General features: G+C 56.7%; 14 protein-coding genes. 8 read left to right on the forward strand and 6 right to left on the reverse strand.

Annotated features, from left to right (window positions below; translation table 11 throughout):
- Positions 1–236: 236 nt before the first annotated feature.
- From JG725_RS19170 to JG725_RS19200, 7 genes are all read left to right on the forward strand, one after another.
- Positions 237–902: an amino acid ABC transporter permease gene (locus JG725_RS19170; RefSeq protein ID WP_172288676.1), complete on the forward strand. Its 666-nt coding sequence runs from the start codon at positions 237–239 to the stop codon at positions 900–902.
- Entirely contained in the window at positions 899–1549 is a 651-nt protein-coding gene (locus JG725_RS19175; protein ID WP_199379465.1) for an amino acid ABC transporter permease, read from the forward strand. The genes JG725_RS19170 and JG725_RS19175 overlap by 4 nt, the downstream gene beginning before the upstream one ends.
- Positions 1536–2267 (forward strand): amino acid ABC transporter ATP-binding protein, encoded by a 732-nt coding sequence (locus tag JG725_RS19180; RefSeq protein ID WP_172288674.1) that lies wholly within the window; start codon positions 1536–1538, stop codon positions 2265–2267. Before JG725_RS19175 ends, JG725_RS19180 begins: the two co-directional genes overlap by 14 nt.
- 19 nt (positions 2268–2286) lie before the next feature.
- A complete protein-coding gene (locus JG725_RS19185) occupies positions 2287–3063 on the forward strand; it encodes a transporter substrate-binding domain-containing protein (RefSeq protein ID WP_172288671.1) in 777 nt (258 codons plus the stop codon).
- 113 nt (positions 3064–3176) lie between these two features.
- Positions 3177–3536 carry a RidA family protein gene (locus JG725_RS19190; RefSeq protein ID WP_172288669.1) on the forward strand — a complete coding sequence of 120 codons (360 nt, stop codon included), beginning with the start codon at positions 3177–3179 and terminating at the stop codon, positions 3534–3536.
- 65 nt (positions 3537–3601) lie between these two features.
- Complete coding sequence (locus tag JG725_RS19195; RefSeq protein WP_199379467.1) at positions 3602–4477, forward strand: NAD(P)-dependent oxidoreductase; 876 nt, start codon at positions 3602–3604, stop codon at positions 4475–4477.
- 402 nt (positions 4478–4879) lie between these two features.
- Complete coding sequence (locus JG725_RS19200) at positions 4880–5605, forward strand: GntR family transcriptional regulator (protein ID WP_172288667.1); 726 nt, start codon at positions 4880–4882, stop codon at positions 5603–5605.
- Here the strand turns inward: JG725_RS19200 and JG725_RS19205 are convergent.
- The 4 genes from JG725_RS19205 to JG725_RS19220 are packed head-to-tail and all read right to left on the reverse strand — an operon-like array spanning position 5574 to position 11330.
- Positions 5574–6785 carry an amidohydrolase family protein gene (locus JG725_RS19205; RefSeq protein WP_172288665.1) on the reverse strand — a complete coding sequence of 404 codons (1212 nt, stop codon included), beginning with the start codon at positions 6783–6785 and terminating at the stop codon, positions 5574–5576. The genes JG725_RS19200 and JG725_RS19205 overlap by 32 nt on opposite strands.
- Complete coding sequence (locus JG725_RS19210) at positions 6782–9262, reverse strand: ATP-binding cassette domain-containing protein (protein ID WP_199379469.1); 2481 nt, start codon at positions 9260–9262, stop codon at positions 6782–6784. The genes JG725_RS19205 and JG725_RS19210 overlap by 4 nt, the downstream gene beginning before the upstream one ends.
- Positions 9262–10125, reverse strand: coding sequence for a branched-chain amino acid ABC transporter permease (locus tag JG725_RS19215; RefSeq protein WP_172288663.1), 864 nt, complete (start codon positions 10123–10125; stop codon positions 9262–9264). Before JG725_RS19215 ends, JG725_RS19210 begins: the two co-directional genes overlap by 1 nt.
- A 20-nt stretch (positions 10126–10145) precedes the next feature.
- The gene (locus JG725_RS19220; protein ID WP_199379471.1) at positions 10146–11330 is read right to left on the reverse strand and encodes an ABC transporter substrate-binding protein; all 1185 of its coding nucleotides are present in this window, start codon (positions 11328–11330) and stop codon (positions 10146–10148) included.
- Positions 11331–11497: 167 nt separating this feature from the next.
- Here JG725_RS19220 and JG725_RS19225 point away from each other — a divergent pair, with 167 nt between their 5' ends.
- A complete protein-coding gene (locus tag JG725_RS19225) occupies positions 11498–11899 on the forward strand; it encodes a nuclear transport factor 2 family protein (protein WP_172288659.1) in 402 nt (133 codons plus the stop codon).
- Positions 11900–11934: 35 nt separating this feature from the next.
- Here the strand turns inward: JG725_RS19225 and JG725_RS20750 are convergent, their stop codons facing one another.
- Both JG725_RS20750 and JG725_RS19230 read right to left on the reverse strand, forming a co-directional pair.
- Positions 11935–12117, reverse strand: coding sequence for a hypothetical protein (locus tag JG725_RS20750; protein WP_233356504.1), 183 nt, complete (start codon positions 12115–12117; stop codon positions 11935–11937).
- A gap of 45 nt (positions 12118–12162) precedes the next feature.
- Positions 12163–12862: hypothetical protein (locus JG725_RS19230; protein WP_233356505.1), on the reverse strand; the 700-nt coding region annotated here is incomplete at its 5' end.

Below are 12862 nucleotides of genomic sequence, written 5' to 3' on the forward strand. Positions count from 1 at the left end.
CTTATGACGGATCATTCATGGTCGCTTAGCATCAGGCGCTAACGCGCAAGGAGCCGGAAATCTCGCTAAACACAACGGATTACGGCTAATTTAACCACAATTTATTTTGCACACCGCAACGTATAAAGGGATTTATGTTGGCATGAGTGTTGCTTAAATTAATTGCACGCAATATTACATGTATTATTGCAGTTAGATTGATTGTCAGCTTTGACACCGGGGAAGAGGGGGAAGTTATGATCCTTGAGCTTCAATTTGAGGATGTTTTTGCCGCATGGAGAATGTTCCTTGACGGAATTCTGGTTACGCTGACGTTATCAAGCGCTTCCTTTATCGGCGGATTGGCGGTCGGAATTCTAGGCGCCGCAGGATGCGTCTACGGGCCGGTTTGGCTTCAGCGCTGCATTACCGGTTATGTGGAAGTCATCAGAAACACGCCCCTGCTGGTGCAGCTGTTTTTGATATTTTTCGGTCTGCCGCAGATAGGCATTCGATTTGACGGGATGACGGCCGCCATTATCGCCTTTATCGTCAATCTCGGCGCCTACCTGACCGAAATCATGCGCGCCGGGTTTCAGTCGGTGCCGGAAGAGAATATTGAAGCCGGTGCATCGCTGGGGTTGTCAGGTTTCCAGATATTTCGCCATATCGTGCTGTTTCCCGCCCTGAAAAATATGGTGCCTGCGCTGGCGAGCCAGTTTATTTTCTTCATTCTGGCCACTGCCGTGGTGTCGCAAATCGCGGTTCCCGATCTATTTTATGTCGGCTCACTGGTTCAGAGCCGAACCTTCCGCGATTTTGAGATTTATATCCTTATCGCCGCACTTTATCTCTCGCTTTCTTTAATTCTGCGCATCGTTTTCAGCCTGACTTATCGCTTTACCTTCGGGAGACGCACATGATCCGTGGTTTTAGCTACATCGATATTCTCTATCTTATCGCGTCGATACGATGGACCCTATTGTTGGCCATCATGGCTTTTTCCGGTTCCGCCGTGGTTGGCATTGTTACGGCATTGCTCAGAATGGCGCCGTTCAGACCGTTGCGCTGGATTGGGATTATCTATGTCCAGATCGTACAGGGGATCCCTTTACTGGCATGGCTGTTCTTGCTCTATTTCGGCATGGCGGCGCTCGGCGTCAATATTAATCCGTGGCTGGCCGCGGCGTTAAGCTTCGCCATTTACGGCGGCGCCTATCTGGGAGAAGTATGGCGGGGCGCGTTGGAATCCATCACCAAAACGCAATGGGAAGCCGGCGCCTGCCTGGGGCTTTCTTACTCAGAGCAACTGCGTCACGTGATTATTCCACAATCGATACGTATCGCTATTCCACCGACGGTGGGATTTCTGGTTCAACTGATAAAAAACACTTCGCTGGCCTCAATCATCGGGCTTATTGAACTCACTCGTCAGGGGCAACTTACCACCGCGGCGACCTACAGTCCGTTCGCCGTCTATCTGACCGTCGCCGTGCTCTATTTTGCCCTGTGTTTTCCTCTTACCCAATGGAGCCGTTCATACGAGCGGAAGCTAAATGCCTATCGTTGATCTGCAAAACATTATTAAGCGGTTTGGCACCAATACCGTATTGGATGATGTCTCGTTATCCGTAGAAAAAGGTGACGTGGTGACCATTTTAGGTCGCTCTGGCTCTGGCAAAAGTACGTTGTTGCGCTGTATTAACGGACTTGAGTCCGTGCAGGGCGGGCATGTGATTGTCAACGGCACGCGCGTTAACGATCCGCACTGCAATCTGCGGCTTTTACGCCAGGACGTGGGCATCGTTTTTCAACACTACAATCTTTTCCCGCATCTTTCGGTGGCGGATAACATCACGCTGGCGCCGCGTATTGTTCTCCACCAGTCGCCGGCGGAGGCGCGTGAACTGGCGCACGATGTGTTAAAGCGCGTCGGCCTCGAAAATAAGCTGGATGCGTTTCCGCATAATTTATCCGGCGGGCAGAAGCAGCGGGTAGCGATTGCGCGGTCGTTGGCGATGCGGCCCAAGGTGATGTTGTTTGATGAGGTGACTTCAGCCCTCGATCCGGAACTGACGGGCGAAGTGCTGAAGGTGCTGGAAAGCGTTGCCCAGGACGGCATGACCATGATCCTAGTGACGCATGAAATCGGTTTTGCACGGCGCTTTGGTTCAAGGGTGGTGTTTATGCACCAGGGGAAAATCAGGGAGCAGGGGCCGGCGGCCGCAACGCTGTCAAATCCCGCCACCGCTGAATTGAAATTCTTTCTTGATGCTGTTTTACATTAAAAAATGTGGAGATCACTAAATGCGTAACTCTATTGCATTGCTTTCTGTCGTTATGTTGGCCCTGGGATCGGTGAGCGCGTATGCCGATAAACTGGATGATATACGTTCCTCCGGCGTGGTGCGGATCGGCACCTCGCTTGATACGCCGCCATTTGGCTATCAGGATGAGGCGCGTAATCCAACGGGATTGGATATTGAAATGGGCAAGATGGTCGCCGAGGCGCTGGGCGTTAAGCTCCAGTTGCAGCAGGTTACCGCGCCCAACCGCGTACCTTATCTGCTCACCGGTAAAGTCGATATTATTATTTCCAATCTGGGAAAAACGCCGGAACGAACCAAGCAGGTGTTATTCACCGATCCCTATGTCAATACCTACATCGGTATATGGGGACCGAAGAAAATTCAGGTCGGCAATGCCGATGAGCTTGGAAAGTATGTGGTGGCGGTTTCTCGCGGCTCCACGCCTGACCTGGCGCTCAGCGCGTCTAATCCCAATGCGAAAATTATGCGCACCGAAGACGATTCAACATCGGTTACCGCTTATTTAACCGGACAGGCCGACCTCATCGCCTCGACGGATACCCAGATCGCCGCGATGGCAAAGCAGTCGCCGCAGGCGGAGTTGGATCCCAAGTTCCGCATTCGCAACAGTCCGGCGCATATGGCGGTGCAACAGGGTGAAACCGGTTTGGCCGATTGGCTTAATGCCTTTATCAAGACCAGTATTGAGAATGGCAAGCTGGATGCGCTAAGCCAAAAATATCTTGGCAAGCCGGCCGACCTCGGCGCGGAATAAGCCGTGATGCGCAACTGACCCCCGTATCGCGAATAGATGATATTGGCGCCGGGGGTTAATTGCGGCGTCATTCGCTGTTTAAATACCCCTATTCATTAAAACGGAAATATCCCATGATCACTCGTTACAATACCAACGCCCGCATGAGTACGACTGTGGAGTATAAGGCTACCGATAGTATTGTTGTTATTTCCGGCCAGGTGGCCGATGACTTATCCGATAGCGTGGCGATTCAAACGCAAAGCGTACTGGACAAGATTGAAGGATTATTAAAACAGGCGGGATGCGTTAAAACCGACCTTATTGCCGCCAATATTTGGCTGACGGATATTACCCGGTTCGATGAAATGAACGGCGTTTGGGATAAATGGGTGCCGGCGGGCCATGCTCCGGCGCGCGTTTGTGTCGAAACCCGTCTGCCTAATCCGCTTTTTCAGATCGAAGTACAGGTTACCTGCCTGAAAAAAGCCTAATCCCTATTCTTGTTATCTTGCCAGCGCAACAGGGTACAGATCTTAGTTAAATTGAGGAATGAATGATGGTTCGTAAGCCTGACGTCGCCGTATTGGGTCTTGGCGCAATGGGACATGCTTTTGCATCTAATTTACTGAAAAAAGAATTTGTGGTTACGGCATGGAACCGTACCAAAGCGCGGGGAGAAGACCTTGTCGCCAACGGGCTGAAATTATCCGATTCTCCCGTTGAGGCAGTAAAAAATGCCGATGTCGTTATCGTCATGCTTACGGACGCTGAAACGACGGAAGCGATCGTGGCGCAGATCCGCGAACACCTGAAGTCTGGCGCCATTTTATGCCAGATGGGAACCATCGGCGTTGAGTCGACGGACAAGCTCGCGCAAGCGTTGGGCGATTATCGACAGGATATTACGTTTATTGATGCGCCGGTATCCGGCACCAAGGCGCCTGCTGAAAATGCCCAGATTTTGATCCTTGCCAGCGGCGACAGAGAACGGGCCGCAAATGCGGAACCGGTGTTCGCCGCAATCGGCAAGGGTACGCTTTGGCTGGGCGAGGCCGGTAGAGGCTCGCGCATGAAACTGGTGGTAAATACCTGGCTGATTCTGTTGATGCAGGGGCTATCGGAAAGCCTGTTATTGGCCGATCAATTCGGCTTTTCGGAAGATGACTTGTGGTCCGTTCTGGACGGGGGGCCGCTTGCCGTGCCTTATGCAAAAGCGAAAATGGAGATGATTAAATCTGGAGATTATGCGCCGCAGATGCAGTTGAACTGGGCGCTGAAAGACGCCCGGCTGGCGCTCTCATCCGTATCCGCCGGCCAGACCCTGCCTTGCCTGCGGGAAACGGCATCCCTCTGGCGCCAGGCGGTTGACGCCGGCTATGGCGCGGACGATCTGTCCGTGGTCTATCATTTTCAGCATCAACAAAAACAGTAAAACGGATGTTGCCCGCTATCGTTCGGTCGATCGCGGGCGGCAATATTACTGAACAGCCATTGCCGCCGATCAGAAAGGTGATTTCTCCTTGCTTGAGCGCCGAATCAATGGGGTCGAGCTGAAATACGCCATCCTCTTTCTCACGGTAATCGCGGTGGGGCACGCCTGACAAACGGAGCGTGACGGCTTCTCCGAATTCGCTTTATTGATATTCTCCCGCTTGTCGAGTGCGGTTTTTGCGCATGGGTTCAATTTCACGGCCGATCTTAGGCTTGAATATGTTTGGTGCGGGCACCCGTATCGGCCCAGTGACTATCACCGTTCTTTTCAAGCGCAGGCCGTTCTGTTGCCGGGCATCAGGATGTTATGATAGGGACCATTTCAGGCCAGATTGAGGTAAGGATGAGTCAGGTTGCCACCGCGAAACAGCGCGAAGTAAAACGTATCGTTGAGGCGCTGTCGGTTGCTATTGCTCAGCACCGGCTAAAGCCCGGCGCCAGGTTGGTGGAAGCACAGATTGTCGATGCCCTCAACGCCAACCGTAACCATGTGCAGGCTGCGCTTCAGCGCCTGGCGTTGCTGCATATTGTCACCATTGAACCCAACCGTGGCGCGATGGTTGCCCAGCCGGAGGCGCGGGAAGCGCGCGAAATCTTTATCGCCCGCCGCGCCATCGAAAGCGCGATAGTAGCCTCTATCACGCCGGAGCGAATAGCCCTGTTTGGTGAGGATATTGCCGCTCAACAGCAGGCCGAGCGCACCGCGGCGCAGCGCCAGGATCGCCGGGACATTGTGCGCGAGCTTAGCGCGTTTCATCTGCTGCTGGCTAAGATCAGCGGCAATAAGGTGCTGGGGGAAATTCTTTCCAACCTGATGGTTCGCAGTTCGCTGATTGTGGCGCTGTATCAGCGCAACGATACGCCTGCCTGCCAATGTGCGGAGCACGGCGCCATTGTAAAAGCGTTAGCCGCCGGCAAGGTTGCAGAGGCGCAGCAGATTATGCAGGCGCACTTGAACGAGCTGGAAGCTGAGCTGGAGTTGGATCTGAGCGATCCAGCGGCTGGCGCGATGACGCTACGCCAGGCGCTGGACGGCGCTAGCGAAGTAACCGGGCTGGCGGGCGGTTAAAGGTTTGGCGCCCGCGCTTAAAGCCCATCTTTGGCGGGGCAATCTCCGCCACCACCTGATCGGCCCGTTCGACGTCGAACACCACAAAGTCCGCCTGGCAGCCAGGCGTTAGCCCGTAATGACTCAGTCGCAACAGCCGCGCCGATTGGCTGGAGATCCACGACAGGCAGCGCAGCAAATCCGCCTGCGTGCCGAGTTGGCGAACGTTGGCAAACAGGTTGGCCTGCCGCACCAGCGAAGCATCGCCAAACGGCGTGAACGGGTTGGCGATATTGTTGGTGGACAGCGAGCAAACAACGCCCAGGCGATCCAACTCGTCCACTGGCGCCACACCGCGCGGTTTGAGCGCAAAACGATCGCGCGCGGTAAGAAACAGATCGGTGGCGGGCAGGGCGGTGACCCGCACTCCGGCCGATGCAAGTTCCGCACCCAGCGCCCGCAGCGCATCCAGTTCCAGAATCGCCAGCTTGGTGACATGGCCAACGGTGACGCGCCCGCCGAGCTGCCAGCGGCGCGTTTGAACGATCACTTCATCGATCAATCGGTTCTCCGGCGCCAGGTCAAAATCGAGGTGGAAATCCAGATCGACGCCGTGGTGCGCCGCCAGCGCGAATAGCCGTTTGATCTGCCCGACCGGATCGCTGTCGGTGTAGGGGCAGCCGCCCAGCAGATCCGCCCCGGAGGCCAGCGCTTCACAAAGTAGCGCTTCAGTGCCGGGATTATTCAGCATCCCCTCCTGCGGGAACACGCACAGTTGCAGATCGATGGCCCAGGCATAAGCGGCCTGTAGGCGGCGGATGGCACGAAAGCCGGTCAGGCCGATCACCGGATCAATCTCAATGTGGGTACGCATGTGCGTGGTGCCCTGCATGATCGCCATTTCCAGCACCCTGGCCCCGCGCTGATAGACATCCTGCTCGCTGAAATCCGCCTTGGCGCGTGCGGTTTCGCTGATGGCCTCCGCCAGCGTCCCTTCCTGCTGGTTGCAGCGGTCGATAATACAGGCCTTATCCAGATGAATATGGGTTTCAACCAGACCGGGCAGCACCAGCGCGCCCTGCATATCCAGCGTGTCGGCCGGGCCGCTTAAGGCGCTAACAAAGCGCCCGTCTTCAATCAGCAGGCTGTGCAGCCCGGGCTGGTTTTCCAGGCGGGCGTTAACGATGGTAAGGCGTTTCATCCGTTCGCTACCCCCAGCCAGGCATCGGCCAAATCCGCCTGCGCCAGCAGATCCTGCGCGCGGCCGGCTTTAACCACTGCGCCGGATTCCAGTACCAGCGCGCGATCGGCGATGGTCAGCGCCAGGTTGGCCATTTGATCCACCAGCAGGAGAGTAACGCCCTCATCGCGCAGCGCAGCCAGCGCGTCGTACAGTTCGCCAATCATCGCCGGGGACAGGCCCAGGCTCGGTTCGTCCAGCAGCAGGATCGACGGACGCGACATCAGACCGCGGCCGATCGCCACCATCTGCTGTTCGCCACCGGAAAGCAGGCCCGCCGGGCTGTGCAGCCGTTCGCGCAGGCGCGGGAAGCGCTTGAGAACCGATTCAACTTCTACCTGCGGATCGTGTTTTTCGGCGCAGGCGTGCTGGCCGATCAATAGGTTATCCAGCACCGACATCTGCGGAAATAATTGGCGGCCTTCCGGCACCAGCGCCAGGCCCCGTGCGGCAATCTGGCTGGCGTTCAGTTCTTTGATTGAGCGATCGTGCAGGTAAATTGCGCCGCTGCGCGCCGGATGCAGCCCGGCGAGAGTTTGCAGAATGGTTGATTTGCCCGCGCCGTTGGCGCCCAGGATCGCCACAGTTTCCCCTGGATTGACGGTAAAGCTGACGTCGCGTACTACCGGGGCAGCGCCGTAATCCAGCGTCAGTTTGCTTACCACCAGCCCTGGTTGGCCGTTCGATTGCAGCGCAAGGCGGCGCGGCTTGCCGCGATAGTCGGTGCCGCCCAGATAGGCCGCCACCACCGCGGGGTTACGTTGCACTTCAGCAGGCGCGCCCTGCGCCAACGGTTTGCCGGCATCCAGCACCTGGATCCGATCGCTGACTGCCATCACCAGCGCCATATCGTGTTCCACCACAATCACCGCCAGGCCAAAGCCTGCTAGTCGGCGCAGCAGCGGGATCAACGCGTCGGTCTCTTCACGGCTCAGGCCCGCCGCCGGTTCGTCCAGCAGCAGCAGCGCCGGGTTGAGCGCCAGCGCACGGGCAATCTCCACCAGCCGGCGATCGACGTGGGGCAGATCCTCGGCGGGCGTGTGCACCGAACCGCGATAGCCCACTAGCGCCAGCAGCGCCATCGCCACCTCGTGGGCATCGGCCGTCGGGCGCCGCCACGGCAATCCTTGCCTGCCGCGCTGCTGCGCCACCAGCAGATTTTCCAGCACGCTCATGCCGCTGAACAACTGGGTGGTTTGATAGGTGCGGGCGATGCCATTGCGGGCCACGCGCCAGGCGGGCAGGCCGCGCAGTTCTTGCTGTAAGCGGATACTGCCGCTGTCGGCGCGATAGAAGCCGCTGATCATGTTCAGCACCGTGGTTTTCCCGGCGCCGTTGGGGCCAATCAGACCCAGCACTTCACCGGGTTGTACCTGGAAGCTGACGTCTTTTGCTGCTTGTACGCCGCCAAAGCGGATACCGATATTTTCCACCTTCAGCACAGTGTTGCCGCTGTGCTTAAAGTGGCCGCGCAGCAGCGCGTCGTCCGCCGTTTGCGGCGCGAATTGCACCGGCGGCTTTGCCAGCCAGCGCGCCAGGGTGCCCAAAATCCCGCGCGGCGCCAGCCATAACACCGTCAGCAGCAGCACCGCGAAGATCAGCAGCCGGTATTCGGCAAATGTCGACAGCAGCTCCGGCAGCACCACGATCAGCAGCGCCCCCAGCACTGGCCCTAACAGCGTGCCGCTGCCGCCGATGACTACCGCCAGAATAAACAGAATCGACTGGGAGAAAGGGAAAGAGTCCGGATTGATGAACATCATCAACGGCGCTACCAGGGCACCGGCGGCGCTGGTGAACATTGCTGACAGTGTAAAGGCGAGAGTTTTGCTCACCACCGGGTTAAAGCCCAGCGAACGCGCGGCGATTTCACTGGCTTTCACCGCGCGCATCGCCAATCCCCATTGGCTGTGCTGTAGGCGGGCAAAGCCGCACAGCGCCGCCATCATCAGCAGACCACAGCACACCGCCAAACCCAGCGCCGGATCGAGGCCGCCGAATTCCGGCATCGGGATGCCCATCAGACCGTTGGAACCGCCGGTAACCTCGCGCCATTCAATCAACAGATGGCGCACCACCAGCGCAAAGGCAATGGTGATCATCGCCAGGAACGGCCCGCTAACGCGCAGCGCCGGGATCGCCAGCAGGCCGCCAATCAGGCCGCACACCAGCATCGCGGCCAGCATCGCCACGCCGAGCGGCAGCCCGGCCATGGTCAGCCCGGCGGAAACGTAAGCCCCCAGCGCGTAAAAAGCGATATGGCCGAAGGAGACCTGGCCGCTCAGCCCAAGCAGGATATTCAACCCAACCACAGTGGTGACGCCGAGCGCAAACAGCGAAAATACCAGCAGCGTGTAGCTGCCGAGAAAACCGGGCAGCAGCAGGCTGATCACGCCAAGCAGCATCAAGGCCAGGGTATTGATAGGGAACGCTCTCATTACACTTTGACCCTCAGTTTTTGACCAAATAGCCCGTCAGGGCGCAAGGCCAGCGCCAGGATCACCAGCGAGAAGGTGAAGATTTGGGTAAAGGCGGAGCCGAACCACAGGGTGACCAGCGCTTCGCTCAGGCCGAACAGCAGCCCGGCCACCCAGATGCCGCTACTGCTGGCAAGGCCACCGAGGATCGCGACCGCAAACGCCTTCAGACCAAACAGGGTGCCCATGTCGCTGTGGATGTTGAACAGCGGTGCAATCAGCAGCCCGGCCAGTGCGGCGAACAGCGTCGACAGGGCGAAGGCCACCGCCACCACGGTATTGACGCGGATACCCATCAACTGCGCGGCGCGCGGGTTTTGCACCGTGGCTTCCAGCACCTTGCCGAGGCGGCTGTAGCGGCGCACCAGCGTCAGCGCCGTCACCATCACCACGCCGGTCAGTGGGATCAGCAGATTAATCAACGACAGTTGGCTGCCAAACAGGGTGAAGGTGACGTCGGTCACCGGGAACTGGCGAGGCTCTTTGCCGAAGGTGAACATCGCCAGGTTATCTACCAGAATGCCGCCCGCCACCGTCGCCATCAGCCAGGCGTCCGAGTTACGGGCGACAAACGGGCGCACCAGCAGGCGCTCAATCAACATGCCATACAGCGCGCAGCACAGCAGCGTGGCGGGCAGCGCCAGCCACAGCGGCCAGCCCCAACTGACGCTCAGGGTATAGCCGAGCGTCGCGCCGACCATCATCGCACTGCCCTGTGCGAAGTTGAGGGTGCGTGACACGATCCAGGTGATATGAAAACCGAGCGCCAGCAGTGCATACATGCTGCCAAGGCTCAGGCCGGTGGTCAGGGCAGTGCTCCACATGGTCAGACTCCTCGCGTGGGTTACTCGTTAACCGGGACGATCTGCTCGCCGACGAAGTGGGCGAAGACATAATCTTTTGGCCCCAGGGCATCGTGCTGTTCCGGGGTGAACGGCTGCTGGTAATGTTTAATCAGGCCGGCATAGTCTTTGATGGCATAGAAGCCGTCACGTACCGCGGTGCCATCCAGGCTGCCTGCGTTGTTCATCGCTAAAGCGGTGAGGTGCATGGCGTCATAGGCATTGGCGATACCCACCGCCGGGGTGACGTCGGCCAGGCTTTTGATCTGCGGATACTGCGTTTTCAGCGCTGTCAGCACCTGTTCGCCCTTGGCCGAGTTGTGATCGGTAAAGACAAAAGTCTGGATGAAGGTCACGCGATCGGCCCCCGGCCCAGCCAGTTCGCTAAAGCGGCCGCCCGCCGGCCCCCAGTGGGAAACCACGGGCACTTGCCAGTTCATCTTATGCAGGGATTTTACCACCTGGGCGGAGGGGCCGACGTTGCCGACCATCAGCAGGGTATCGGCGCCGGCGTTTTTCAGGCGGGTCAACTGTGGCACCAGATCGACGTCGCTGTCTTCAATGCGCTCAACGCCGGCGATCGGCAGATTGCGCTTTTGCAGTGCGACGCGAAAGCCCTTCTCATTGGATTCGCCCCATGGGTTGTTCACCAGGATCATGCCCGGTTTTTTCATGTCTTTTTTGTCGCTGCCATATTCCACCAACGCTTCATCCACCAGCTCATCCACCGCCGAGACGCGGAACACATAGTTTTCTTTTGCGCCGTTATGGGTAATGGCGGTGCCCGCGGCCCAAATGCCGACAAACGGCATCTTCAACTGATTGGCTAATGGCACAATGGCCAGCGATACCGGGGTATCCAACCCGCCAAACAGCACGGAGACCTTCTCGCGCTGGATCAGCTCGCGCGCCGCCAGCATCCCTTTGCTGGGGTTGCTCTCGTCATCGCGGCGTACCAGTTCCAGCGGGCGGCCCTTTACCCCGCCCGCGGCGTTGATTTCGTTAATGGCGATGGTGAGGCCGCGCGTCAGCGCCTCACCAGACTTTGCCGACTGGCCGGTGAGCGCTGCCACCAGGCCAACTTTAATCGGTTCTTCCGCCGCCAGCGTGCTGGCCGACATCAGGGTAAACAGGGTGGCTGCCGCTGCGCGCTGCCGCCAGGTTTTCAGGCATGATTTTCCAGACATATTGCACCTCGAGTGGATTGCTAGCTATTTTGTATTTTATTTCTAGCAATTTGGATGCCAGTTTGGTATTGCTGTGAAGCCGCGCCAAATGGCGTTTATTTTTTGTAAAGATGCGCTGTTTTGGTGCCGATGCGCCAAAACAGCGCACAGATACCACGGAGTTGATTATGTCTGAGATTGAAAAGGCCGTTGAGGTAGTAACAGGTTTTCTGGCCGCGTCGATGGCCCCGGATGCGATACGCGCCGCATCTTATATGCACCCGGACGTCAAGATTACCTTTACGGGTAAACGTGAAATGCCGACCACCAAGGATATCACCAACTTTAACGGCGCCCGCTATAAATGGGTTAAAAAGTCGGTGGGGCAGTTCGACTGTATGCATCGCGGCGATCACGTGGTGGTGTATTCCAACGGCACGCTGTACGGCGAATGGCCCGACGGCCGCCCCTTTGCCGGCAATCGCTACCTGGATCGCTATGAAGTGCGCGACGGCAAGATCGTTAAAATGGATGTGTGGAACGACAGCGCCGAGTGGATTTTAGCGCCAGAGATTGCGCGGGTTGAATGACGGCACTCCGTCTGCGGCGTCGGTAAAAACGCCGCTCACCGGCATTCTGCTGGAGATGGTGGATAACCAATTGATAAAAAGCAAAAAAGCAGACGTCTGTGAACGTCTGCTTTCTCTAAAATGGCTCCTCTGACTGGGATCGCCTTTGCCAGTAACTGGCTAATAAGTAAGCTAAACCTGAATTCCCTTTCTGTCAAGACCACCAGAATGACCACCAATTTAGCTCGGACTGAACATACAACGAGTAAGCTTTTTAATCTTTACTACCCTATATATTTCTTTGCAAAACTAGCTAACTCTTTCGCTCTAACGGGTTCCCAGCCGTTATTGACTGCGAACTGTCTGATCTCTTCTTCTGTCGCTCTGAATCCTTGCTTTTTTAGGCTGGTAAAAATTCGTTTTGCCATGTCTTTATCCGATGGATGACTAAGTCCTGTTGACATATTGATGCAACGACCTAGGCGTAGAATTTCATCCCCAATGGAGGGTAATAGCTGTGCTTTTTGCACTTCCCAAGTCGATGGGCCGACTATTTCAGGTGCCCATGTGGATAACCAGTGTTTACCATCGACCTCTGACCAAGGTAAGAAAACGATGCTATCGACGTTTCGAGCACTATCAACAATATCCATGTCTTTATCAGTTAGATATGTCGCTAACACAATGTCATGGTTGCCATGTACAGAAAAGTTTTTAGGAATATTAAAATCCAACAGAATGTTGTTCCCCAAATCGACCTTTTGGTCTTTTAGTAAAGCCTTTACTGCTTGCTCGCCGAGAAATGTTGCAATATCAGAGTGAGAAAATGTTCCTTTTGCAGGGAACAACAATGTGATTTGACCTGCTCCCCGTTGATTAGTACACACCGATGTTAGTAATGTCTTCATAAGCCACATGAGGACATCCCCATGAAGAAGCGTTTTTCCGACCAACAGATCATCAGTATTCTCCGCGAGGCTGAAG

Origin of the sequence: Brenneria sp. L3-3C-1, assembly GCF_016456245.1 — a bacterium.
Taxonomy (GTDB): domain Bacteria; phylum Pseudomonadota; class Gammaproteobacteria; order Enterobacterales; family Enterobacteriaceae; genus Brenneria.